21 protein-coding genes are annotated in these 24656 nt (G+C 73.4%); 10 read left to right on the forward strand and 11 right to left on the reverse strand.

Annotation, left to right across the window (positions count from 1 at the left end):
* The first annotated feature begins 20 nt into the window (after nt 1-20).
* Complete coding sequence (locus RMN57_RS00635; RefSeq protein WP_313761350.1) at nt 21-1700, forward strand: peptide-N4-asparagine amidase; 1680 nt, start codon at nt 21-23, stop codon at nt 1698-1700.
* A 148-nt stretch (nt 1701-1848) separates the two neighbouring features.
* Nucleotides 1849-3672 (forward strand): glycoside hydrolase family 15 protein, encoded by a 1824-nt coding sequence (locus RMN57_RS00640; protein WP_313761351.1) that lies wholly within the window; start codon nt 1849-1851, stop codon nt 3670-3672.
* 43 nt (nt 3673-3715) lie between these two features.
* Here RMN57_RS00640 and RMN57_RS00645 read toward each other — a convergent pair whose 3' ends face one another.
* Both RMN57_RS00645 and RMN57_RS00650 read right to left on the reverse strand, forming a co-directional pair.
* Nucleotides 3716-5485 carry a cation:proton antiporter gene (locus RMN57_RS00645; RefSeq protein WP_313761352.1) on the reverse strand — a complete coding sequence of 590 codons (1770 nt, stop codon included), beginning with the start codon at nt 5483-5485 and terminating at the stop codon, nt 3716-3718.
* Between the two features lie 76 nt (nt 5486-5561).
* Nucleotides 5562-6692 carry a hypothetical protein gene (locus tag RMN57_RS00650; RefSeq protein WP_313761353.1) on the reverse strand — a complete coding sequence of 377 codons (1131 nt, stop codon included), beginning with the start codon at nt 6690-6692 and terminating at the stop codon, nt 5562-5564.
* Between the two features lie 121 nt (nt 6693-6813).
* Between RMN57_RS00650 and RMN57_RS00655 the strand changes: the two genes are divergently transcribed.
* Entirely contained in the window at nt 6814-8115 is a 1302-nt protein-coding gene (locus RMN57_RS00655) for a cytochrome P450 (RefSeq protein ID WP_313761354.1), read from the forward strand.
* Nucleotides 8116-8230: 115 nt separating this feature from the next.
* Here the strand turns inward: RMN57_RS00655 and RMN57_RS00660 are convergent, their stop codons facing one another.
* Nucleotides 8231-9211 (reverse strand): zinc-binding dehydrogenase, encoded by a 981-nt coding sequence (locus tag RMN57_RS00660; protein ID WP_313761355.1) that lies wholly within the window; start codon nt 9209-9211, stop codon nt 8231-8233.
* A gap of 84 nt (nt 9212-9295) precedes the next feature.
* A complete protein-coding gene (locus RMN57_RS00665) occupies nt 9296-9880 on the reverse strand; it encodes a TetR/AcrR family transcriptional regulator (protein ID WP_313761356.1) in 585 nt (194 codons plus the stop codon).
* Between the two features lie 283 nt (nt 9881-10163).
* On the opposite strand from RMN57_RS00665, the gene RMN57_RS00670 reads away from it, so the two are divergent.
* Both RMN57_RS00670 and RMN57_RS00675 read left to right on the forward strand, forming a co-directional pair.
* On the forward strand, nt 10164-11309 hold the full coding sequence (locus RMN57_RS00670) for a beta-propeller fold lactonase family protein (RefSeq protein WP_313761357.1): 1146 nt from the start codon (nt 10164-10166) through the stop codon (nt 11307-11309).
* A gap of 259 nt (nt 11310-11568) precedes the next feature.
* Nucleotides 11569-11964, forward strand: a complete 396-nt coding sequence (locus tag RMN57_RS00675; protein ID WP_313761358.1) for a hypothetical protein — start codon at nt 11569-11571, stop codon at nt 11962-11964.
* A gap of 116 nt (nt 11965-12080) precedes the next feature.
* Here RMN57_RS00675 and RMN57_RS00680 read toward each other — a convergent pair whose 3' ends face one another.
* The gene (locus RMN57_RS00680) at nt 12081-14153 is read right to left on the reverse strand and encodes a SpoIIE family protein phosphatase (protein ID WP_313761359.1); all 2073 of its coding nucleotides are present in this window, start codon (nt 14151-14153) and stop codon (nt 12081-12083) included.
* 351 nt (nt 14154-14504) lie between these two features.
* Here RMN57_RS00680 and RMN57_RS00685 point away from each other — a divergent pair, with 351 nt between their 5' ends.
* From RMN57_RS00685 to RMN57_RS00695, 3 genes are all read left to right on the forward strand, one after another.
* A complete protein-coding gene (locus RMN57_RS00685; RefSeq protein WP_313761360.1) occupies nt 14505-15326 on the forward strand; it encodes a class I SAM-dependent methyltransferase in 822 nt (273 codons plus the stop codon).
* 112 nt (nt 15327-15438) lie between these two features.
* Nucleotides 15439-15822: a VOC family protein gene (locus tag RMN57_RS00690; protein ID WP_313767677.1), complete on the forward strand. Its 384-nt coding sequence runs from the start codon at nt 15439-15441 to the stop codon at nt 15820-15822.
* A gap of 104 nt (nt 15823-15926) precedes the next feature.
* Nucleotides 15927-17087, forward strand: a complete 1161-nt coding sequence (locus RMN57_RS00695) for a hypothetical protein (RefSeq protein WP_313761361.1) — start codon at nt 15927-15929, stop codon at nt 17085-17087.
* A gap of 72 nt (nt 17088-17159) precedes the next feature.
* Here RMN57_RS00695 and RMN57_RS00700 read toward each other — a convergent pair whose 3' ends face one another.
* The 5 genes from RMN57_RS00700 to RMN57_RS00720 form a co-directional block, all read right to left on the reverse strand.
* Nucleotides 17160-17939 (reverse strand): HAD-IIA family hydrolase, encoded by a 780-nt coding sequence (locus RMN57_RS00700; RefSeq protein ID WP_313761362.1) that lies wholly within the window; start codon nt 17937-17939, stop codon nt 17160-17162.
* A 175-nt stretch (nt 17940-18114) separates the two neighbouring features.
* Nucleotides 18115-19146, reverse strand: coding sequence for a nitronate monooxygenase (locus tag RMN57_RS00705; protein WP_313761363.1), 1032 nt, complete (start codon nt 19144-19146; stop codon nt 18115-18117).
* A 148-nt stretch (nt 19147-19294) separates the two neighbouring features.
* Nucleotides 19295-19723 carry a contact-dependent growth inhibition system immunity protein gene (locus RMN57_RS00710; protein WP_313761364.1) on the reverse strand — a complete coding sequence of 143 codons (429 nt, stop codon included), beginning with the start codon at nt 19721-19723 and terminating at the stop codon, nt 19295-19297.
* 45 nt (nt 19724-19768) lie between these two features.
* Nucleotides 19769-21046 (reverse strand): molybdopterin molybdotransferase MoeA, encoded by a 1278-nt coding sequence (locus RMN57_RS00715; protein ID WP_313761365.1) that lies wholly within the window; start codon nt 21044-21046, stop codon nt 19769-19771.
* Nucleotides 21043-21378, reverse strand: coding sequence for a DUF6457 domain-containing protein (locus RMN57_RS00720; RefSeq protein ID WP_313761366.1), 336 nt, complete (start codon nt 21376-21378; stop codon nt 21043-21045). Before RMN57_RS00720 ends, RMN57_RS00715 begins: the two co-directional genes overlap by 4 nt.
* Nucleotides 21379-21832: 454 nt before the next feature.
* Between RMN57_RS00720 and fdhD the strand changes: the two genes are divergently transcribed.
* Complete coding sequence (gene fdhD, locus RMN57_RS00725) at nt 21833-22672, forward strand: formate dehydrogenase accessory sulfurtransferase FdhD (RefSeq protein ID WP_313761367.1); 840 nt, start codon at nt 21833-21835, stop codon at nt 22670-22672.
* A 146-nt stretch (nt 22673-22818) separates the two neighbouring features.
* On the opposite strand, the gene RMN57_RS00730 is transcribed toward fdhD, so the two are convergent.
* Entirely contained in the window at nt 22819-23406 is a 588-nt protein-coding gene (locus RMN57_RS00730; RefSeq protein WP_313761368.1) for a lytic polysaccharide monooxygenase, read from the reverse strand.
* Nucleotides 23407-23720: 314 nt separating this feature from the next.
* Between RMN57_RS00730 and RMN57_RS00735 the strand changes: the two genes are divergently transcribed.
* Nucleotides 23721-24596, forward strand: a complete 876-nt coding sequence (locus RMN57_RS00735; RefSeq protein WP_313761369.1) for an aminoglycoside phosphotransferase family protein — start codon at nt 23721-23723, stop codon at nt 24594-24596.
* Nucleotides 24597-24656: the final 60 nt, after the last annotated feature.

The raw sequence follows: 24656 nt of genomic DNA on the forward strand, positions 1-24656 counted from the left end.
CCCGACCGAGAGGGACACCGTTGGCCGCCCACCCGCTGATCCGCCGAGCCGGCCGCCGCGTCGGCCGTCTGGCCGGCGCCGTCGTCCTCGCCCTCACCGGGGCGCTGGCCGCCGCCGGGCCCGCGCACGCCGACTTCGGCACCGACTACCACGACCCGCTCACCGCCATGAAGCCGCTCACCCGGCCGGACACCCGTTCCTGCACCGTCGAGGTGATGCACGACCAGCCGTTCCGCAACGGCTACGGCAGCCCGCCCGACACCCCGTACACGGCCACCGCCACCCCGCCCGCCGCCTGTGCCGGGCCCTGGTCGGCGGTCGTGCTGGACCTGCACGGCCAGGTCGCCGGCCGGCAGTTCGACCGGCTGTTCACCGTCCGCGTCGGCGGCGTCCAGGTGCTGCTCTCCTCCACGCCCGAGCCGTCCAAGGACGGCATCGAGTGGTCGCTCGAACGGGACGTCACCCGCTACGCCCCGCTGTTCGCGGCCGGGCAGCAGCCCTTCGAGTTCGACCTCGCCAACGTCACCGACGACACCTACACCGGCGTGTTCCGGATCTCGGCGAGCCTCACCTTCTACACCACCTCCGCGCGGTGGCCCGCCGCCCGCACCGCCGACCGGCTGCTGACCACCGGGGCGTTCGGGCTCACCCAGGCCGCCCCCTCCGCCGGCCGCGAGCTGACCTTCCCGCCGAACCTCGAACGCCTCACCGCCGAGGTGTACGCGCGCGGCGGCGGCGCCTGCGAGGAGTTCGCGTACGCCTCCGCGCCGGACGACTTCGCCCGCGCCAACTCCGGCACCGGCGTCTGCGGCAAGGGTCCGTTCCGCGAGCTGAGGCTCAGCATCGACGGCCGGGTGGCCGGCGCGGTCTGGCCGTACCCCGTGATCTACACCGGCGGGTGGGACCCGCTGCTCTGGCGGCCCACCCCCGGCATCTTCGCCTTCGACCTGCCCGCCTACCGGCTCGACCTGACCCCCTACGTCGGGCTCCTGGTCGACGGGCGGCCGCACACCGTCGCCGTCGCCGTCAACGCCGCCGAGGCCCAGAGCAACGACCTCTGGAGCGGCCAGGTCAACCTCTTCGCCGACGTCGACCACGGCGCCGCCCGCACCACCGGGCAGCTCACCGAGTACCGGGTCGCCCCCGAGGCCGCGATCGCCACCGCCCTCGCCGACCACGGCGGCGGCAGCGGCGACTGGACCGTCACGGCGGGCCGGCACGACCTGGCGCGCGGCTGGGTGCAGACCTCGCACGGGCGGGTCACCACCGAGGTCCGCGACGACCTCGCCTTCGACTCCGCCCAGCAGTTCCGCGACAGCGGCAACGACCTGACCGTGCACAACCGGAGCGACCTCACCCGCACCACCGCCACCTGGGGCTCCGGTCCGCGCCGCACCACCACCGTCCACGAGGGACAGCCGCTCGACGTCGGGTACCGGTACGCCAAGGACGCGGCCGGCAACACCGACCAGCGCACCACCATGGACCTCGGCTACCACCGCGAGGCCACGACCGCGACCGGCGCCCGGGTGACCGACCGCACCACCGTCGACCACACACTGCGCCCGACCGCCCACCGGCACGACGGCGACACCACCGTCCGTACCGGCGGCTCGGTCGAGGACTACCGCACCACCGGCCCGGAGGGGCCGTACCACCGCACCATCACCACCGCGGACGGCTGGCCGGTCGGCCGGTAGAACGCCGGTGAGGAGCTCGGTGTGAGCGGGGCCGCCGCCGTCGGGCGGCGGCCCCGCTCTCGTCGCGCGCACGGGCCGGAGATGTCGGACAGTGGGCAGCAGAAGGACTTTCATCGGACGGAGTCCGGCAGACCTTCGGAGAACCGCCATGGAGCGCTACCCACTCATTGCCGACCACGGCCTCGTGGGAGACCTGCAGACCACGGCCCTGGTGTCCGCGGAAGGGGTCGTCGACTGGTTCGCGGCCCCGAGGTTCGACTCACCGAGCGTGTTCGCCGCGTTACTGGACCACGACCGGGGCGGCTACTTCCGGCTGTCTCCGGAGCACCCCGAGGACATCCGCCGCCAGCTCTACTACCCGGACACCGCGGTGCTGGTCACCCGCTTCATGTCACCGGACGGGGTCGGCGAGGTGGTGGACTGGATGCCACCCGACCGCACCGACCGCCCCACCGACCGGCACACCCTGACCAGGCTGGTACGGGCCGTGCGCGGCAGCGTCCGTTTCACCATGGAGTGCCGGCCGCGGTTCGACTACGGGCGGGCCACCCACGAGCTCCGGCTGGGCCCCGGGGGCGCCTCGTTCCACGCGCCGGGCGTCACCGCGCACCTGCGGACCACCTTCCCCCTGGAGCGGGAGGGCGACGACGTCCGCGGCGAGGTGGTCCTCAACACGGGCGAGTCCGCCGGGGCGGTGTTCACCGTCTGCGGGCCCGACGGCGAGGCACCCGCGCCGGCCGACACCGACGTGCTGAACGAGCAGATGTGGGAGGTCGTCGACTTCTGGCAGACCTGGTTGCGGAGCTCCCGCTACCGGGGCCGCTGGCCGGACATGGTGAACCGCTCGGTCATCACACTCAAACTGCTCACCTACTCGCCCACCGGCGCCCCGATCGCCGCCGCCACCATGGGCCTGCCCGAGCAGGTCGGCGGCGAGCGCAACTGGGACTACCGCTACTCGTGGATCCGCGACGGCTCGCTCTCCGTCCGCGCGATGCTGGACCTCGGGTTCGTCGAGGAGGCGGCCAGGTTCTCGCGCTGGCTCGGCGACCGGATGCGCGACCGGGCGCACTCCCCCGGCGAGCGGCTGCAGATCATGTACCGGGTCGACGGGGACCCGAACCTCACCGAGGAGGTCCTGGGCCACCTGGAGGGCTACCGCGGCTCCTACCCGGTGCGCGCCGGGAACGCCGCCGCCGACCAGTTGCAGCTCGACATCTACGGCGAGGTGATGTACGCCCTGGCCGAGGGTCAGGAGCTCGGCGAACAGGCGGGCTACCACGGCTGGAAGGGGCTCGCCCGCACCGTGGACTGGCTGGCCGAGACGTGGGACCGGCCCGACGAGGGCATCTGGGAGACCCGCGGCGGGCGCCAGAACTTCACCTACAGCCGGGTGATGTGCTGGGTCGCCCTCGACCGCGCCCTGCACCTCGCCGAGAGGTACCGCAGGCCCGCGGACACCGCGCGCTGGACGGCGGCCCGCGACGCCATCCTCGAACAGGTCATGGAACGGGGGTGGAGCCAGACCGAGCAGGCACTCGTCCAGCACTACGACGGCGACGTCCTGGACGCCTCGCTGCTGATCATCCCCCGGGTCCGGTTCATCGCCCCGAGGAGTCCGGGCTGGCTGGACACCCTGGACGCCATGGAGCGCAAGCTGGTCTCCGACAGCCTGGTCTACCGCTACGACCCGGCGGCCTCGCCCGACGGCCTGCGCGGCTCGGAAGGCACCTTCAGCCTGTGCACGTTCCTCTACGTGGACGCGCTGGCCAGGGCCGGACGGCTGCGCCAGGCGCGCTACACCTTCGAGAAGATGCACACCTACGCCAACCACGTCGGCCTGTTCGCCGAGGAGATCGGACCCAGTGGCGAGCAACTCGGCAACTTCCCCCAGGCGTTCACCCATCTCGCGCTGATCATGGCGGCCACCACGCTCGACGAGGCGCTCGACGAGCAGCAGCGCCGCGGATGACGCGGATGACGCGAAGCCCGGCGGTCCCCGGCGGAGCGTCCGCTCAGTCCGGTGCTGGCCGCCGGTCCGGACCGAGCAGGACCAGGACGTCCCCGGCCCTCTTCTCGGGCGGGCCGCCCTCGGTCACCGGGGCCAGCGAACCGTCGGCCCGCACCAGGAACAGCAGGTCGTGCCCGGCCGGGACGCCCTCCGCGCCCGGCCGCGTCACGACGGGCGCCCCCTGCGCGTAGCGCCGGGCCAGCGCGGGCCTGGTCAGCGAGGTGCCGAAGAGGATCTCCCCACCCGTGTACGGCGCCACCACCCCGTGACTGCCGTGGGGCGGCCCCAGCCGGAAGACCGGGCCCTCGATGCTGCCCTGAAGGATCGTCGAGGCGAGCGCGTTGAAGTCGTCCTCGTCGGTGAGCAGCAGCACGGCCGTGATGCCCTCCAGCTCGGCGCCCTGCCCGGTCGCCGCCGCCAACAGCTCGCCGGGCGCCAGCTCGAGGTCGGACTGCCTGATCAGCTCGCGCTCCGGTTCGTGGCCCGCCCACATCAGCACGTCCAGGCCTGCCGACCGCAGCGCCCGGCCGAGCTCCACCACCCAGTGGGCGCCACCGACCAGCAACGGCCGCGAACGGGCGCGACGTCTGACGCCGAGCAGCCTCGCCGCGGGCACCGAGGTGAAGCCGTAGACCGCCACCGTTGCGACGATGACCAGGAAGGTGGCGGGGAGGATCTTCGAAGCCCCGGCGATTCCCTTCTGGACCAGCGCGGTGGAGAACGTCGACGCGGTGGCGGCCGCGACGATGCCGCGCGGTGCCATCCACCCGACGAAGCCGCGTTCGCCACGGCCGAGGTCCGTGCGCACCGTGGCGAGCGCCGCCACCAGCGGCCTGACCACGAGGACCAGGACCGCGACCAGACCGAGGCTCGGGAGCACCACGCCCTTGAGCGAGTCCGGATCGATCGTCGCCGAGATGGAGATGAAGAGCAGCCCGATGATCAGCTGCACCAGCGTCTCGAAGAACGGGTTGCGCGAGGGGACGTCGAAGGCCGGAAGGTTGGCGACGGCCACCCCCATCGCCACCGCCGCGATCAGCCCGGTGTCGTCGCGCAGCACGTCACAGACCGCCGCGGTGCCGATCACCGTGGCGAGCTGCACCGAGGTGCCCAGCGGCTCGGGGATCCGGAACCTGTTCAGCAGCAGCCACAGCACCACCGTTCCCACCAGGCCCCCGGCCAGCCCCGCCACGACGCTCAGCAGCAGCTCGCCGATCCGCTCACCGAAGACGGGGTGGGTGCTCGCGACGACCGAGTGGAAGACCAGGGCACCCAGGATGGCGCCGATCGGGTCGATCAGCGACCCCTCCCAGGTGAGGATCCACTGGAGCCGCTCCACCGGGCGCACGAAGCCGAGCAGCGGCCCCACGACCGTCGGACCGCTGACCACGAGGATCGCCCCGAGCATCAGCGCCGCCCTGGCGGACATCCCGAGCAACCCCGCCGCGAGCAGGGCAGCGGAGAAGAAGGTGACGACCGTACCGAGCAGGAGCAGCCGCACCACCACCCTGCGGTTGTGCCCCTGGAGGTGCTTCAGGTCCAGGCCGAGTCCGGCGTCGTAGAGGATCAGCGCCACCGAGAGCGACACCAGCGGGGAGAACGCCGGGCCCAGGAGGTTGTCGGGGTCGATGTCGTCGGTGAGCACGCCGGCCGTGAAGCCGACCGGGAGGAGGACGATCAGGGCGGGGATGCGCAGCCACCTCGCCAGCACCTGGGAGCCGACCGCGAGCACGGCGATCAGCCCCAGGCCCAGGAGGATCTGGTCGGTGGTCATGGATTCGCACTGTGCTGGTGTCGTCACGGCGAGTCAAGCACGACACAGCGCGGGCGGGCGGGAACGAGCCCGCGACCTACTGGATGCTCCAGCGGTGCGGGTGCCCGGGGTCGGCGGGGCAGGCGAAGACGTTCAGCTCGCCCCAGCGGCCCACGGTGACCTCGGTGGGCGTCGAACCCCCGGGACCGCCGGGACCACCAGGACCGCCGGGACCACCGGGCAGGCTTCGGTCCTCGACCGGTATCCAGCTCCCGGTTCCGCCGTCCCACTCCGAGCTGTCGACGGTGAGCAGCAGCTCCATCGGTGCCGCGCAGGCCGGGCAGTCCATCGGCGCGGGGTCGGTGGAATGCCAGGACGCGAACCCGCCGACGCGCCAGCCGGGCGGGATGGACAGGTCGCACTGGTAGCTCACGGCCTCCTCCGGACCGTCGCCTCCGTCCTCGGAGCCGTCCAGGCCCCCGCGCTCGGCGGCCGCGGCCATGCGCGCCGCCCAGCGCTCCTCCTCGGCCTTCTCCGCGGCCTCCTCCATGGCCTCGTCCCAGGCGCCGATCCTCGCGCAGAGGTCCTCCGGGAGGAGACCCGCGAACGGGTAGGTGACCACCTGCTCCGGGGTCAGCACGCACGGCTCCGCCATGTAGCCGTCGAAGCCGACCACGACCGGCTGCGGCGGCTCCGCGAGCACGTCGGCGACCTCCCACGACCGGCGCCAGCGCAGGTCCAGCGACATCCCGTACCCCGTCGGGCCGTGGGCGTCGAAGGGGCACCAGAACACCTGGAGCAGGTCGCAGCCGTCCGGCCCGGCCGGCAGGTCGGGAAGGTCGCGCCGGTACAGCTGCGCGACGCCGATCATGGGGAGCGGGTCGGTGTCCGCGATCCCGGGGACCCGGTGGCGGCGGCGCAGCTCCGTCAGCAGGCCCCGCTCCGCCTCCGTGGGGCCCGAGTCCGGGTTCCGCGCCCACACTTCGGCGAGGAGCTGCCGCTCCCGGTGGATGTCCGCGATCCGCCGGCCCCGCCCCCGCCCGTGGCCCTCGCGGCACACCGGCCACGGTTCGTCCGCGGGCCAGAGCAGCGGCCCGCCCACGGAACTGTCGGCCACGCCGGGTGTCCCCGGGCGCGGGTGGAGCCGGGTGGTGGTGCCCCGGTGCGCGGCCAGCCCCAGGAAGAGCGCCTCGGCGTCGAAAGGGCGCGGCGGAGTGGTCATCGTCATGCCCGGGACTCTACTGACCTGCACCGACACCACGGTCGGACGGCCGGTGGGCGGGGCGGGCGGTCGCCGCCGCCGCCGGCATCCTGGCGCGCCACCCCGGTCTGTCGTACCGTCGGGCGCTGTGACCCTCGACCAGGCACACGTGAACCGGGTCTTCCTGCCCGGGACCTACGCCGAAGGCGTGCCCTACGAGCTCTTCCGGGAGCTGCGGAGCGCGGCCCCGGTGTGGTGGGTGGAGGAGCCGGCGGTGGGTCCGTGGCCGGCCGGGCCCGGGTACTGGGCGGTGCTGCGGCACGCCGACGTCAAGCACGTCCTCCGCAGCCCGGAGCTGTTCTCCTCCCACCTGGGCGCGACCCAGATCCGGGACCCGGACTCCCCTGCCGACCTGGACTTCGCCCGGACGATGATGCTCAACCAGGACCCGCCCGACCACTCCCGGCTGCGCCGGGCCGTCGCGGCCGCCTTCACCCCGCGGGCGCTGCACGAGCTGGCCACCGCCATCGAGAGCCGCGCCGCCGAACTCGTCGCCGGGATCCACCCGCTCGGCGAAGCCGACTTCGTGCCCGTCGCCGCCGAGCTGCCCGTGTGGACGCTGGCCCTGATCCTGGGCGTGCCGGAGCAGGACCGGCAACTGTTGGTCGACTGGTCGAACCGCGTGATCGGCTACCAGGACCCGGACTACGCCCGGTCCAGCACCGCCGACCCGTCCCGGCTCACCGCCATGGGCCGTGCCGCGCTCGACCACCGCCCGACCGTCCATACCGCCCCCGACGGCCGCCCGCTCAACCCGCGCTCCCGCGCGGCCCTCGCCGACATGTTCGCGTACGCCCACGCAGTCGCCGTGGATCCACCGTCCGGCAGCATCGTCGCCCGTATGCGGGACGCCGGCCTGAGCGCCACCGAGTTCGAGACGATGTTCTTTCTCTTCGGAATCGCTGGAAACGAGACCCTGCGAAACGGCCTCCCTGGTGGCCTGTATTCCCTGCTCACCCATGCCGACCAGTACCGCACGCTGTCCTTGCGGCACGACCTGATCGATTCGGCCGTGGAGGAGTTGCTCCGGTTCTGGCCGCCCGTTCTGCAGTTCCGTCGCACCGCGACTCGGGACGTGGTGCTGGCCGGGATGCGGATCCGCAGGGGCGACAAGGTGGTCGTCTACCACGCCTCCGCGAACCGGGACGAGTCGGTCTTCCCCGAACCGGACCGTCTGGACGTCGCCCGCACCCCGAACGACCACGTCAGCTTCGGCTTCGGCCCCCACTTCTGCGTGGGGGCGAGGCTCGCCAGGGTCCAGATGTCGGCCCTGATCCGCCGGGTCGTCGCCGAGCTTCCCGGCCTGGAGCTGGCGTCGGACGCGCCGCCGAAGCGGCTGGTCTCCAACTTCCAGAACGGGCTGAAAGAGCTGCACATCCGCTGGACATAGGTCGACGCCCACTGGCCGAGGTCAGCAGGCACACGCCCACCCCATGACTCCGGCGGGGCCCAATCGGAGGTTGCGCCTGCGGCGCCCGGCGGGCGCCGCAGGGGCCGCGGACGAGTCAGTCGAGAACGACGACCATCTTCCCCAGGGCCTGGCCGGCCTCCATCACCCGGTGGGCTTCGACGATCTCGTCGAAGCGGAAGATCCGGGTGGGGCGGGCCCGAAGGGCGCCGGCCTCGACCTGGGCGTAGATCTCGTCGAGCGGGACGTCTGCGAGCGGAAAGGCCGGGGTCCCCAGGACGAACGCGCTGCCGAAGAAGCTGAGTTGGACGCCGCTGGGCAGATCGGCGAGCGGGTCGAAGTCCACCACCGGTGCGAATCCACCGAGGAAGCCGACCTGGCAGACCCGCCCGCGCGGCCCGACCGTGCCCAGTGAGTCGCGGAGCACCGTGTTGCCGACGATGTCGAGCAGCGCGTCGACGGCGACGCCCCTGTGTGCGACCTCAGCGGCCAGGCGTCCGTCGTCGATGAGCACGTCAGAGGCCCCGAGTTCCTTGAGCAGGGGCGCGTGCTCCGGGTTGCGGGTGGTGGCGAGCACCGTTGCACCATGGTGGACGGCGAGGTTGACGGCGGCCTGCCCGAGGGAGGAGGTCGCGCCCCTGACCAGCAGCGTCTCCCCCACCTTGAGGGCGAGGTTGCCGTACAGGGCGCTGTACGCCGTGGCGTAGACCTCGGGCACCGCAGCCAGGGCGGCCCAGGGCAGAGGCGAGTTCACAGCCACGACGTTGGTCGCGGGGACGGTGACCAGTTCCGCGTAGCTGCCGTTGCGGGTCCTCCCCATGCCGCCCAGGATCGCCACCACCTTCGTCCCGACGGGGAGTGCACCCGAGGGGTCGGCCTCGACGAGGCCGGCGCACTCGATCCCGGGGACGGCGGCCACCTGACCCCAGGCGCCGCTTCGCATGTACGCCTCGGCATGGTTGAGGCCGAACGCCTTGACCCTGATGAGCACTTCACCATCGACGGGCACCGGGTCGGGCAGCTCATCGACGGTGAGCACCTCGGGGCCGCCGTGGGCGGATATGACAATGGCCTTCATGTCCGAACCTCGTTCTTGAGTAGTCATTCAACTATTGGGCCGACGAAAGGGCCACCGCGCACGGTGGCCCGATATGTCGCGCCGTCAGGCGAGCGCGGCGAAGGCGTTGTCGACGACGGCCCGCAGAACCGCCTCGTCGGGATTGGCCTTGCCGACGACCATCAGCCCCTGACAGGTCGCGACCAGCAACTTGGCACTGCCACCCGCGTCGAGCGAGCCCCGCACCTCACCCCGGCGGGCGGCGTTCTCCAGGGCATGGGTCATGCACCGCTCCAGGCGCGCCAGGTGGCCGCGCACGACAGCCGCCGCCGCGTCGTCCTCCGCGGCGTTCTCGATCGCCGTGTTGACCAGGAGGCAGCCCTGGCGCCCTTCGGGGCTGAGCAGGTCGCGCACCAGCCCGTCGAAGTAGCCGCGGACCTCCGCCAACGACGCGCCCGGCGCCTCCAACTCGCCGAGCTTCTGAGGCACGACCAACTTCGAGTAGCGCTCCAGCGACTTCACGAAGAGCGCATGCTTGCCCCCGGGGAACGCGCTGTAGATGCTGCCGGGCTTGACCCCGGTGGCCTTCACCAGGTCCTCGATCGACGTGGCCCGGTATCCGCGCTCCCAGAACCGAAGCATGGCCTGGTTCAACACGGCGTCGGGGTCGAATTCGCGCGGTCTGGGCATGGCAGAAATATACATGAGCGACCATTCAAGAACAATGGGCTGCCGGACCCGACGGACCTTCAAGCCTCTCGCGAGCAGCGCCGCCATGCCGGAGAGACCGCACCCTTCGACGCCTTCCGACAGAACGTCAGATACCGTGTCAAAAGGGAATGTGGCGAGCTCTCTCGCCGGTCACCGTCGACGGGTTCCCGCCACGGCCCTCGCCCACGTCGTTCCGACTCCCGACCACGGCGCCCAGGACCGGGGTGGGATCGGTCCCGGACCCTCCGGAAGGCAGAACCTCATGCAGAAGACCACTCGGCTCGCCCTGGCCGTCGCGACCGCGCTCACGGCGGCGGCCGCGGGCGCCCCGTCGACCGCAGCCGCCTACGGCGGTGACGGCCACCCACGTGGCGGGAGCCACGCCGTGTTCGTACAGACCGACAACCCGGCGGGCAATCAGATCGTCGCCTACCGACGGGCCGACGACGGACGGCTAACCCCGGCCGGTACCTACGACACGAACGGGCTCGGCGGCGTGCTGGACGGGTCGGTTGCCGACCACCTCGCATCCCAGGGCTCCCTCACCTACGACCCCGACCACGCGCTGCTGTACGCGGTGAATGCCGGAAGTGACACCGTCTCCGTGTTCTCCGTGGACGGCGACCACCTCGCGCTGCGGCAGGTCATCAACTCGGGGGGCCGCTTCCCGGTGAGCATTGCGGTGCACGACGACACCGTGTTCGTGCTCAACGCCCTGAACGGCGGTTCGATCCAGGGCTACACCGTCCGCAACGGGCGCCTCCACGAGGAGGCCGGCCGGAACCGACCGCTGGGGCTCGACCCGAACGCCACGCCCCAGTTCACCAACACTCCGGGGCAGGTGGGCTTCACCGGCGACGGCTCACAGCTCGTGGTCACCACCAAGGCGAACGGCAGCAGCCTCCTGGTGTTCAACCTCAACCGCTCCGGCGCCCCCGCCGACACCCCCGTCGTCACGAGTCTGCCGGGCGCCGTGCCCTTCGCCTTCGTCCCCAACGGCCGACACGGCCTCTTCCTGGCCGAGGCCGGCACCAACGCCGTGGCCACGTTCACGGTCCACCGCGACGGCACCGCCACGCAGGAGGCGTTCGCGGCCACCGGCCAGGCGGCCACCTGCTGGATCGTCGGCGTGCGCGACCTGCTCTACGCCTCCAACGCGGGCAGCTCCACCCTCACCGGCCTGCGCACCGCCGACCGCGGCCGCCGGCTGGCCGTTCTGGGCAACACGCCCACCGACCCCGGCACCGTCGACGCCGCCGTCTCCTCCAACGGGCGCTACCTCTACGCCCAGACCGGGATCAACGGCATTGTCGACGAGTTCGCCATCAACAAGGACGGCTCCCTCGCCGCGCTGGGCTCCCAGACCGTCCCCGGAGCCGCCGGTGGCGAAGGCATCGTCGCCTTCTGACCCCGCACACGGCAGTCGGCCCGAGGCCCACACCTCGGCGTTCGAAATCGGGCCGACTCCCGTCCGCGGCCATTGGCCCTCCCCATGGCCGGCCGCGCCCACTCCGATCCGGGCCTTGGCCGAACCGGGCCTGCCACCCTGACCTACTCCGGCAGAAGCCCGGACGGCGATCCACCACGACGGGACTCCCGGAACCGCTCTTGCGCGGACAGCGCGAGCCTCCGCGGACGTCGGGACGATCGGATCTACTGTGCGCTCCATGGGAGAACCCGCGCACTCGACCCGCCTTGAGCGGATCCTCGGCGTTCGGCTTTCGGAGGACGCCGTGCGCCAGTGGCCGCAGAGCGGCGAACTCATCAGGGGGAGGTCACGGATCGCCGACGTGGAGTCCCATTTCGTCGGATTGAGGCTCGGGGTGGGGAGGCGGCATTCCTGCGGCAACACCGTCGTCGTCGAGTGGAGCACCGACTACGGCGACGGCCGGGTGTACCGGAACGTCTCCATCGCCGAGCTCGACAACGGAACGGCGGTCCGGGTGACCGACTACTGGGGCGAGCCGTTCACCCCACCCGTCTGGCGGCAGACGCTGGCGGAAAGCCTCGAAATGCCCGCAGACGGTACCTGGCCCACCGCCGACGCCCTCACCCAGGACTGAGCAGCCGGCGCCGCGGTAGCCGTCACAGCGGCAGGGCCGACTTGCCGTAGGCACTGACGGACCTTGCGGCCACCCCCGCCGGCCTCCGGCACGGGTAGCCGCCCGGGGATGGCCGGCTACGGTTCGGCCTCGGCGATGAGCAGCGCGACGTCGTCGTGTCCGTCGGGGGCACGCAGGGATTCCAGGAGCCGGTCGCAGGTGGCTTCGAGCGGGATCCGGGGGCCGGAGAGGAGCCGCAGCAGCTGCTCCAGGCGGTCGTCGAGCGACTGGTCGCGCCGCTCGACCAGGCCGTCGGTGTACAGCACCAGGCGGTCACCCGGCCGAAGCTCGGCGTCGACGGCGTGGAAGTCGGTGTCGCCGAGGCCCAGTGGCGCTCCGGGCGGCAGGCGCAGCAGCTCCGAGGTACCGCCGACGTGGACGAGGACGGGCGGCAGATGGCCCGCCAGCGCGATGCTGCACCGCCCGGTGGTCGCGTCGAAGAGGGCGTACACGCAGGTGGCGATGGTCTCCTCCAGCTGGGCGGTGAGACGGTCGAGCTGGCGCAGGACCTCGGCGGGTTCCAGGCCGAGCTGGGCCAGGGCCCGGGTGGTGGTGTGCAGCTGGCCCATGGTGGCGGCGGCGTTGATCCCGTTGCCCATGACGTCGCCGACGACCAGGGCGGTGCGGTGGCCGCCGAGGGGGATGGCGTCGAACCAGTCGCCGCCGACCTCCGCGGCGGCGCTGGCGGGCTGGTACCGGGACGCGACGCGCAGGCCCGGTGTACGGGGCGGCTGCCGGGGCAGCAGATGGCGCTGGAGGGCGAGGGCGGCATGGCGCTGCATCCGGTACCAGCGGGCGTTGTCGATGCACACGGCTGCGCGGGCGCCGAGTTCGGTCGCGAGGGCGAGGTCGTCGTCGGTGAACGGCGCCGGGTTGCGGGTGCGCTTGAGATCCAGAGCACCCAGCACCTCACCGCGGGCGACGAGCGGCACGGCGAGGTAGCTGCGCAGGCCTGCTTCGGCGAGCAGATCGGCGGCCTCGGCGCTGCGGGCGATGCTCGGCAGGTCGCGCCGCTCCACCCGGGGCACGAGGACCGGACGGGCGCTGGTGACGCACCGGGTGACCAGGCGGTCGGCGCTGTAGGCGGCGATCTCGCCGGGCGGGTCGGCCGCGCGCACGGCCGGGCCCTCCTCGGTGGAGGCCACGGCCAGGGCGCGGAACACCACCGGGTCGTCACCCGTCGGTGCGGCAGGGCCGGGGCGACCCTCCACGACGGAGTCGAGCAGGTCGACGGCGGCGATGTCCGCGACCTCCGGCACGACGAAGTCCGCGAGCTCCCGAGCCGTCTGCCCCAGGTCGAGGGTGGTGCCGATGCGCAGTGACGCCTGGGCGATCACGGCGAGCCGGCGGCGGGCCTGGGAGGTCTCCAGCCGGGCCCGGTGCTGGCCGGTGACGTCGAGGACCGAGGTGGCCAGTCCGATCACCCGGCCCGTCGAGTCCTCCAACCGGAAGTACGACACCGACCAGGCGCTCTCGTCGTCCCCGCCGGCCGGGTTCGAGCCGGTCACCAGCTGGCGCAGCACGGGCTCACCGCTCTCCAGGACCCTGCGCATCGCGGCTTCGACGGGCCCGGCGTCCAGGAAGGGGAGCGCCTCGCGGACGGTCAGCCCCAGGTGCCGCTCCGCGGACAGGAGGTTGATCTCGGCGAGGGCCGGGTTGACCAGCACGTACCGCAGCTCGGTGTCCAGGACCGCGAGCCCGATCGGGGACTGCTCCACCAGCCGCGCCGACAGGGCGAGGTCCCGTTCCGCCCCGCGCAGGGTGATCTCGTCCGCCGCGATCCCCAGCGCGAACCGGGTGTCGTGCTCGTCACCCAGGCGCATGTTGCGGAACTCCACCAGCCGCGTGCTGCCGTCCTTGCGGCGCACCGGGAACACCCCGGCCCACGGCCCCGAGCCCCCCATCACCTTGGCGAACAGCTCCAGCACCAGCCCCCGGTGGTCCTCGGCGACCAGCAGACCGGCCGCGTGCCGGCCCACCGCCTCCTCGGCGCTCCAGCCGAACAGCACCTCGGCCTGCGGACTCCACAGCACGATCCGCCCCCGCGCGTCCAGCAGCACCGCCGCCACCCCCAGCAGGTCCAGCAGTCCCCCGGGCTCCGCCGATGCGGACCCGGCGGGACCACGCCCGCCCGGCTCGAACGCGTGCATGCGGTTCCTCCTGTCCCCGAGACCGGTGCCGCAGGGCCGACCACGACCGTTTCCCGTTCTCGGCGGGGGCTCTCTGCTCCATCGTCCCGCCCGGCGGGCGTTTTCTCGACGGAGGGAGCCCCGGCCGGTCACAGCGTCGGACCATGCGGCCGGGGGCCGGCCGCCTCCGGCCGCCTCGCCGCACTGCGAGAAGGCCTCGGACCTGGGCCGTGGCACGCGCAGGGCCGTGGCACGCGCAGGGCCGTGGCACGCGCGGGGCGGACAGGGCGGCGGGCTGGGCAGCGCGGGCGCCGGACCGCGGGGGTGCGCCGGCAAGTCGTGAGGTGCTGGTGGATGCGGGATCGTGGGGGTGTGGAACGTGAGGGGTTCGACGTGTGGGCGGCCGGTTCCTCGTACGACCGGTACATGGGCCGGTGGAGCCGGCTCGTCGCGGAGGAGTTCGTGGCGTGGCTCGGATGCGGGGACGGTCTGCGCTGGCTCGACGTGGGATGCGGGACCGGGGTGCTCTCGGCGGTGCTGGCCGCCCGCTGCCGCCCGCGGACGGTGACGGGCGTCGACCGGTCGGAGGCGTTCGTGCGGTCGGCCACCACGTCGACGTGGGGCTTCGTGGTGGGAGACGCGATGGCGCTTCCGCTGCGTGCCGGGTCGTGCGATGTCGCGGTCAGCGCTCTGACGCTGAACTTCCTCGGCGATCCGGCGGCGGCCGTGACCGGGATGGCTGCGGCCGTCCGGCCGGGCGGAACGGTCGCGGCGTACGTGTGGGACTACGCGCACGGGATGGGGTTCCTGCGCCGCTTCTGGGACGCCGCCGTCAGGGCGGACCCGTCCGCAGCGGAACTGGACGAAGGGCGCCGGTTCCCCGAGTGCCGGCCCGACGCGCTGCGCGCGCAGTGGGCCGGCGCCGGACTCACCGACGTGTCGACCGTCGCCATCGACGTGCCCGTCGTGTTCGCGGACTTCGACGACCTGTGGGAGCCCTTCCTGGCCGGGCAGGGCCCCGCTCCGGCCTACGTCGCCTCGCTCCGCCCGATCGACCGGGACCGGCTGCGTGACGTGTTGAGCACCGCTGTCGAGCGGGGAGAGGACGGCTCCACCGGGTTCACCTGCCGCGCCTGGGCGGTCAGGGGCCACAAGCCTGACCACCTCGATGCGGACCGCGCCACGCCGCTGTGACTCCGGACGCCCCGGAGGTGGCTCTCTGTTCACCCGCCACCGCACACGTGGTCATCCGGCCCCGAGAGGACCGTCGGTGGCGTTCGACATCGGCGTCCGGAAGGATGGCGGCATGGTTTCGGTGGTGCAGAACGTGGCGATCGACTGTGCGGATGCCTATGAGCTGGCCCGGTTCTGGAGCAGGGTGACCGGCCGTCCGCTGGATCCGGAGGACAAGCCGGGCGACCGGGAGACTCAGGTACTGCTGGCGGAGGGCCCGGTGCTGTACTTCAACCAGGTGCCCGAGCCCAAGAGGATCAAGAACCGGATCCATCTGTGCCTGCGCCCCGAGACCTCGCGCGACCAGGAGGTGGAACGGCTGCTGGGCCTCGGTGCCACCTTCGTCGCCGATCACCGCAATCCCGACGGCTCCGGCTGGGCGGTGCTGGCCGACCCCGAAGGCAACGAGTTCTGCGTTCTTCGCAGCGATTCCGACCGGGCGGCGACGAGCTCCTGAGGTCGCGCACCGCCCTGGCGCCGCTCCGCACGACGGCTGGTGACGCACGGTCAGTTAACAGCCGGGCCTTATGATCGGACGATCATCTGATCATGGGGGTACGGGTGCGAATCGGTCTCGGGCTTCGGGGCACTGCTCTTCTGCTGGTCGCTGCCGCGCTGGCCGGCTGCGACAGCCAGGGTGGCCGGGAGCAGCCGGAGGAGCGCGCCGCCCCCACCTGGACCGGGCCGCAGATCGCCGGACCGGGGCGGGTGGTGATCGCCCGGTGCGACAGGTTCGCCGCGCAGTCGCCGACCACGCCCGACGCCCGGGTGCACGTGGTCACCGTGACCGCGTACTCGGTGACGGACGGAGCCGAGGTCGCCCGTCAGGTCGCCACCCTGCCCGACGGCGGCTCGTCGGACGCTCTCTGCGATCCGACGCACTCCTGGCTCTCCGCCGAGGGGGAACGACAGGCCTTCAACGACGACTTCACCCTGCTCGCCGGGACCGTTCCCGGGCCGGGCAACAAGGGCAAGGTCGCCACGGCCTTCTCCGTGTCCGGTGGCGCGCCGGTGTCCGCCGGGTCGGGGGCGGCACCGGACGACCGCGTACCCGTGTTCCAGAGCGGTACGTCGACGCTCTGGTACGTCACCGGCGACCGCCACCTCACCAGCCGCGATCTCAAGCACCCCTCCGCCGCGCCGACCGACCGCGGTACCGCTCCCGGTCAGAGCTTCGTACTGGCCGGCGACCAGGCCTGGGTGCGCACGCCGCTCGAGGTGAAGCCCGACCAGGCAGCGGTGGCACCCGGCGGCACCGTCGCCGTCGGCGGCAACCTGCTCTGGCACCGCACCGATCCGGCGGCGTCCTTCGCCGAGCAGTACGTCGAGCCGGCCGTGCTCGGCCCGTCCCTCAACGGCCGGACGGCGCTGCCCGGTTCGGAGGCGATGCCGGTGTGCGCGGCGCGTCTCTGGTTCGACGACCGTTCGCTGCTGTGCAACGCCCGGAGCACCCTTCTGCGGGTGACGTTCGCCGCGGACCACAGCCGGGTCGAGAAGATCGAGCCCCTGCTGCCCCAGGAGCAGGCCCTCATCCCGGGCGCGGTGCTGTCCCCGGACGGTCGCTCCCTGGCGTTCCTGCGGGAATGGGCCGGCGCCCTGGACCTCTACCGACTCGACCTGTCCGCCGGTGCCACGCCGGTCCGGATCGCGTCCCTCGCGACCGACGCTCGCACCGGCTCGGGCGGAGCCGGGGGCGATGTACGTCTGGTCGCGTGGCAGTAGCCGGGGACGCCTTCCTCGCGGGCGGACGGTGGATCACCGTCCGAAGCACGGGAGCGAACCGGCCCACCCGGCTCAGCCCCGGCGGAGCCGTGACAGCAGGTCGGGGAGGTCGGCCACCGAGTCGAGGACGTGGTCCGGCCGGCCGCTGCCCCGCCGGGGCCCGCCCGACGCCGCCTTGCCGGTACGGACGAGCACGCCGGTGATTCCGCACCGCTGCGCGGCGAGCACGTCGGACTCGATGTCGTCGCCGACCATGATCGCCTCGTCCCCGGCGACGCCGAGATGCGCGAGGGCGCCGGCGAAGAACGCCTCGGCCGGCTTGCCCAGCACCTCGGCCCGGACGTCGGCCGCGAACTCCAGCCCGGCGACGAAGGCGCCGCTGTCGAGCTGCAGTCCCGCACCGGTGCGCCAGTAGGCGCTGCGGTGCATCGCCACCAGCCGCGCACCGCCCTGAAGCGCGGCGAACGCCCGGTTGAGCGCCTCGTACCCGAACTCGGGGCCGGGTCCGCCGATCAGCACCACTTCGGCGTCCTCCGGCCGCTCCACGAGCTCCACGGCGGCCAGGTCCTCGCGGATGTCGCCGCTGTTGAGCAGCAGGCACCGGGAGCCCGCGAGCCTCGCGGCGCTCGCGGCGGGCGCGGTGAGCACCGATTCGATGCCGACCGGGAAGCCCGCCTCCGCCAGGGTGGCGGCGATCGAGCGCCTGGTGCGGGAGGTGGTGTTGGTCAGCAGGACGAACGGCACGCCGTCGGTGCGCAGTTCCTGCACGGCCGACACGGCGCCGGGCAGCGGCTCCCAGTCGACCGTGAGCACGCCGTCGATGTCGAGCAGAACCGCTTCGCCCCGTCGCATGCCCCGACCCTAGCGTCGCCGCTCGTCGGCCGACCGTCCGGCGCGCGGCACGGGTCTCCGCCCCCGGGGAACACCACCGCGTCGCGGCCCAGGCCGAGGGCGCGCAACGGGACGTCGAGCGCCCCGTCCGCGTTCTCGTGCGACTTGTGCGGCCACCTCCGGGTCTCCGCAGGGCTCACCCGCCGGTGGCGAGGCGGGTGAGGGTGTCGGCGGCGGGTTCGGCCCGGGCCCGGCGGTGGCCGGTGCCCGCCCACAGGTGGATCAGCTCGGTGTCGTTCGCGGCGGTGGCCGCCTTGCGCAAGGGGCTGGTGAGGTGGTGGACGGCCGGGTAGCCGAGCGGCGCGACCGTTTCGTAGGTGTCGGTGAAGCGGTTGCGCAGAGCGCGGGCGGGGCGGCCGGTGAAGGCGCGGGTCAGCGTGGTGTCCGTGAACGCCGGGTCGGCCAGGGCGGCCTTGTACGGTGCGGAGGCTCCGCTCTCATGGGTGCGGAGCAGCACGGTTCCGACCATCACGGCGTGGGCGCCGGCGTTCAGGGCCGCGGCGGCCCCGGCGGGGGTGGCGATACCGCCTGCCGCGATCACGGGCAGCGGGACGGCGTGCCGGACGTCGCTGACCAGATCGGGCAGCGGGGTCGGGGCGAGGGGCCGAGCGGGGGTGAGGGTTGCGGAGTGTCCGCCGGCGGCGGCGGACTGGACGATCAGCAGGTCCGCTCCGGTCTCGGCGGCCGCGAGCGCCTCGGCCGGGGTGGTGACGGTCTGGGCGACGAGGCTGCCCACGCTCTGCAGCGCCCGGACGGTGTCGGGGTGGGGCAGCCCGAAGGTGAAGGAGACGAGGGGAACGGGCGCCTTGAGGAGGAGGGCGAGCTTCTCCGCCCAGGCGTCGTCGTCCTCGGTCACGTCCTCGGCGGGGAGGGTGAGGTGGTAGCGGTCGGCCTCCCGCTGCAGAACGCGGGCGTAGGTGCGGTACGCGTCCGGTGCGACGGGGACCGGGTTGGGGGCGAAGAGGTTGACCCCGAACACCACTCCGGTGGCGCGGACTCGGGCGATCTGGGCGACGAGGTCGGCGGGGGTCTTGTAGCCGCCGGCCAGGAAGCCGAGACCTCCGACGCGGGCTGCGGCCGCGACGAGCGCGGGGGTGCCGGCGCCGCCGGCCATCGGGGCGGCCCAGACGGGCAGGTCGGTGGGGAGGGATGTCAGATCGCGGGGCATGCCGGAAACTCCTGTCCCCCATCATGCCGCCGAAACCACGCCGACCTGCAACGGCACCCCGTCGGCCGGGACGGCCCTCCCCCCTCGCAGCACTGCCCCGAAGCAGTGCCCGCGAAGGACTGCCCGTGAAGCCCTTCCCGCAAGGGCGTCACCGTGGGCCCCGCGAGGAGGACAGCCCACGCTGCCCGACCGCTCCTACCGCAGGTGGGCGGCCGGGGGGCGGGGCGGGCAGGGCCGCCAGGACGGCCCGGGCCTCGCGCGCGAGGTGCGGTGAAGCGTGCCAGACCTCCGGGGGCAACGCGAGCACGGCGGCCAGGAGGTCGCCCTCGTACAGGTCGCCCTCGGCCATCGGGTTCCGGCGCAGGATCTCCAGCGCGAGCGGCAGGACGAACGGCACGCCCACCTGCTGGCCGAGCAGGCGGCGCAGGTCCTCGACGGTCAGCGTGCCGATCGGCCTGCGTCGGAGTGCGTGGACGGTGGTGACGAGCCGGGTCGCGTCGGCCGGCGGGTCCGGCCAGGCATCGCGTTCGAGCTCCTCCGGGGAACGGCCGCGGTTCACGGGAGGCACAGGAGTCATGGCCGCGATCATTCCACGGCGCGGGCAGCCGCCCGGCGGGCAGGCTCAGCGGTCGGGGACGGTGAGGACCTCCACGGGGGCGCCCGGGGGCAGGCCGCGCGGCGGGACGGCGGCGAGCGCGTCGGCACCGGCGAGCCCGCGGAGCATCGCCGGGCCGCTGAAGGTGAGCGGGGTGACCGTCCCGTCCGTGAGGCGGACGGGCAGCAGGCGGGTGTCGTGCGGGTGCCCGGGGAGGTCGGTCGCGGCGTGGAGCAGGCGGGCCGGCGGGTCGGTTCGGCCGCCCAGGCGCTCGAAGAGCGGCGCGGCCAGGGTGACGGTACCGGCGACCGCGGCCAGGGGGTTGCCGGGGAGGCCGACCAGGTGGCGGGGGCGCCCCGCGCCGGTGGCCGGCGGCAGCTCGGCCAGGAGCATCGGGTGGCCGGGGCGAACGGCGACGGAACCGACCCGCACGGTGGCGCCGGCCTCGGCGAGGGCGCGGTGGAGGAAGTCGACCGGTCCGGCGGCGGTGCTGCCGGTGGTGACCAGCACGGTGGCCGGGGAGCTGCGGATCGCCTCGCACAGCGCGGTGAGGTCGTCGGCCACGCGCCGGACGGCGATCACGTCGGCGCCGACGGCCCGTAGCCACGGCGGCAGCAGCGGTCCGAGCGCGTCGCGGATCCGGCCGTCGGCGGGCCGGCCGGAGTCCAGCAACTCGTCGCCGAGAACGAGCAGTTCGACCGTCGGGCGGCGGTGGACGGCGAGCGTGTCGTAACCGGCGGCCGCGGCCAGGCCGAGGACGGCGGGGGTGACGGCGGTACCCGCGGGAAGGAGCGGCTCGCCGCAGCGGCACTCCTGGCCGCGCGGCCGGACGTCGCGGCGCAGCGGCAACGGGTCGGGCGCGAGGTGGTGCAGCAGGCCGTCGGCCGGGTGCGGGCCGCCGTGTTCGCGGCGCAGCACGGCCGTGGCGCCGCACGGGAGTTGGGCGCCGGTGGCGATGGGGACGGCGGTTCCGTCGGGCAGCGGCTCGGGGCGGACGCCGGCCAGGACGGTGCGGCCGGCCAGCAGCCGCCACGGGCCCGGGCCGCAGACGGCCCAGCCGTCCATCGCGGAGGTGTCGAAGGGTGGCAGGTCGGTGAGGGCGGTCAACGGTTCGGCGAGGACGTGGCCGAGCGCGTCGGGGAGCGCGCGGGAGACGGCGGGCAGGGGGTGGCCTGCGCTCTCTCGGGCGGTCTCCCGCGCCTCCTCCCACGGGACGGCGGGGTGCCGGGTCGGGGTGGCTGGGTGCGGTCCGGGTCTGGGCGGCGCGGCGGTGGTTCGGGTGTCGGCTCTGGTCGCGTTGGTCATGCCGGCTCGTTCCCGGCGGCAACGGGCTCGGGAGCCTCGGGCCCGGCGGCAATGGGCTCGGCGGGACCGGGCCCGGCGGCAGCGGGCTCGGCCGGCCGGTGCCCTGTGGTCCACTGCTCGGCGAGAGCCGCGGCCTTGCGATTGGCCTCGGCGACCGCGGCCGGGCCGCCGCCCGCCTGCGCGGCGGCGTAGCCGACCAGGAAGGCGGTGAGCGGGGCTGCGGGGCGGGCCACGCCGTGGGCGACGACCTTGGTCATGTCGAGCAGCCCGGCGACGTCGATGTCGAGGTCGACGCCCAGCTCCGCCTTGACCGCGTCGAGCCAGTCCTTCATCCGGTGCACCCTTCTGCGTTCATCGGTCGTCCAGGACGGCGCTTTCCCGCACTCCTCCCGCGCTCCAGGAATTCCGCACGGCGACCATCATCGGCATATCCGACCAGACTCGTCAAGAACGCATGACCGGCCAGGCCCATGACCAGGACCGCAGGCTCCCGGATTCCCCAACCACCGCTTGATTGAGTGGATTTGGCGTATTGAAGCCCGCCGACCACGATTCCCGAATTGCCCGATGGATTCATGCCGATCGCCGGTCTGGAATCTCCCGCCCGGGTTCCGGGGAGGAATTCGAAAGCCCTCCCGGCAAAGGCCGACAACGGGAACGCGGAACGGCTCGCCGCACCCGCATGTCGGCGCGACACGCCGGCGGCCGTAGGCTTGCTGTGCCTGGCGATCACGGCCCGGTGCGGCCGCCGAGGGGCGCGCCAGCAGTAGACGAAGGAGCGAGACCATGGGGCGAGTGACCGTGCGACGGCGGGTGCTGCGCATCCGGGACGGAGTGCACTCCCACCGCCCCGACACCCTGGCGGCCGAGGAGCCGATGGAGATCCGCGTCAACGGGCGCCCCCTCACGGTGACCATGCGCACCCCCGGCGACGACTTCGACCTCGCGGCCGGCTTCCTGGTGAGCGAGGGCGCCCTGCACTCCGCCGACGACCTGGCGGCGATCCGGTACTGCGCGGGCGCCACCGCCGACGGCAGCAACACCTACAACGTCGTGGACATCGCCCTCGCCCCGGGCGTGCCCGCCCCCGACGCCTCGCTGGAGCGCAACTTCTACACCACCTCGTCCTGCGGGCTCTGCGGAAAGGCCAGCCTCGACGCCGTCCGCACCACGGCGGCCTGGTCCGTCGACGAGGACCCGCTGCGCACCACACCCGCCGTACTCGCCTCCCTGCCCGACCGGCTGCGGGCGGCCCAGCGGGTCTTCGACACCACCGGCGGTCTGCACGCGGCCGGGCTGTTCTCCGCCGACGGCGAGCTGCTCTGCCTGCGGGAGGACGTGGGCCGGCACAACGCGGTGGACAAGGTGGTCGGCCACGCGCTGCGCGAGGGCATGCTGCCGCTGCGCGGGACGGTGCTGATGGTGAGCGGCCGGGCCTCGTTCGAGCTGGTGCAGAAGGCCGTGATGGCCGGGATCCCGATGCTGGCGGCCGTCTCCGCGCCCTCCTCGCTCGCCGTCGACCTCGCCGCCGAGAGCGGGCTCACGCTGGTCGGCTTCCTGCGCGGCGCGTCGATGAACGTCTACACCGGCGCCGAGCGGCTGGAACCGGCACCGGTCGGGTCCTGACCCGCCCCGATCCCGGGGCGGACGGCGTGGGGCGGACGGGCGCGGGCGGCGCAGAGCTGCACAGGGTGACACAGAGCGGCACAGGGCGATGCAGGGTGGAGCCGGTGCGGGGGCAGTCCGCACCGGCTCCACCCCTCCTGCGCGGCTCAGAACAGGACGTCCGTGCAGGAGTAGAAGGCGTTGGCGGTGTCGGCGATCTCCCAGACCGCGACCACCACGTGGTGCCCGGTGCGGCCCGCGGGGAGCGTCGCGGTGTGGGTGGTCGTGGCGGCGGGCTGGCGGCCGTTGTAAGGGACGGTCAGGAACGGGGTGAGGTCGAGGCTGGCCCGGGTGATCTTCTGGGTCGCGTCGTAACCGGGCTTGGTCAGGTAGTACTTGAAGTTCGTGGTCGCGTGCCTGGCCTCGATCTCCCAGGTGAACTTCAGCTGCTGGCCGGCCGTCACCTTGGTGGTCGGCCAGGTGCCGTTGCGCGGGTTGTCGAGCGGCGCCCAGCGGACGTCGGCTCCCGCGCAGATGGTCCCGTCGGCGGGGCCCCTGCCGGGGAAGCCCTTCGGACCCTCGACGCTCTGCGGCTCCCATTGAATGTCGCCGCAGTTGGTGACGACGCCCGCGCCGCAGAGCGCGGAGCGGCTGGGCGGGAGGTTGATGAAGCCGTGCGACTGGGCCGGCAAGGCCGTCGCGAGCGGGACGGCCGCGGCCGCCAGAACGGCACCGACGATGTGACGCCTGCGCATGGTGCTCCTCCGTGGGGGTGGATGGAGAGTGCGAGTGCGAGTGCGAGTGCGAGTACGCCCGGCACGGGTAGCGCGTGGGGGTGCGCCTGCCACGGAAATCTTGGCGTGTCTGCGCCAGGACGGTGCCCCAAACCCTAGGCTCCGCCCGCGAGCGTCGTCAATGGTCTGGACCACGTACACTCAGGGCGTCAGATCACTTGCCGGGCAAGGGAGATGGGAAGTGCTGGCAAGCCGGGAAGGCGGCGAGCAGGCGTTCGGAGACCAGCGAATAATCGATGTCGCACGGCCCGCCGCCCGACTACCATCGCCGACCTATGATGCATGCGAACGAGACCCCCACCGACCCGGCACTGGTGACGCGCCTGCTCGCCCAGCAGTTCCCCCAGTGGGCGCACCTGCCCGTCCGGGTGATCCGGTCGGCCGGCACCGACAACGCGATCTACCGCCTCGGCGACGACCTGGCCGTCCGGCTGCCCCGACTCGAAGCAGCCGTAGAGCAAGTGGAGTTCGAACAGGCCTGGCTCCCGCGGCTGGCCCCGCTGCTGCCCGTCGCCGTGCCGGAGCGGATCGCCGTCGGACAGCCGGGACTCGGCTACCCCTTCCCCTGGGCGGTCAGCCGCTGGATCGACGGCGTCCACCTGACGGAGGAGGACCGCGCCGACCACCGGTTCGCCCGGGACCTCGGCGAGTTCGTCACGGCGCTGCGCGCAGCCGATCCCACCGGGGCGCCGCCCGGCTACCGCGGCGTGCCGCTGCGCAGCCGCGACGCCTCCGTGCGCGCATGGACGGCGAAGGCCGCGGACGTGATCGACGCTCCCGCCGTGCTCGCGGCCTGGGAGCACGCACTCGCCCAGCCGGAGTGGGACGGGCCGCCGGTCTGGGCGCACGGCGACCTCATCCCCGGCAACGTCCTCGCCGACGGCGGCCGGTTGCAGGCGGTGATCGACTTCGGGACGGCCGGCGTGGGCGACCCGTCCTGCGACGCCATCGCCGCCTGGACGCTGCTGACCGCCGACACGCGCCGGACCTTCCGCACGGCGGCCGGATTCGACGACGCGAGCTGGGCTCGCGGCCGGGGCTGGGCGCTCACCTTCGTCAGCGGGATCGACTACTACCGCGACACCAATCCCCCCATGGCGGAGCTGGGGCTGCGCGCCGTCGCCGAGGTCCTCGCCGACCACGACGGCTGAGCGGGCGGGACGTCCGGGGCGGCGGCCGGTCGGTGACCGGCGGCGGCCGCCCCGGGCCGG

Source organism: Kitasatospora sp. CM 4170 (genome assembly GCF_032110285.1).
Taxonomy (GTDB): domain Bacteria; phylum Actinomycetota; class Actinomycetes; order Streptomycetales; family Streptomycetaceae; genus Kitasatospora; species Kitasatospora aburaviensis.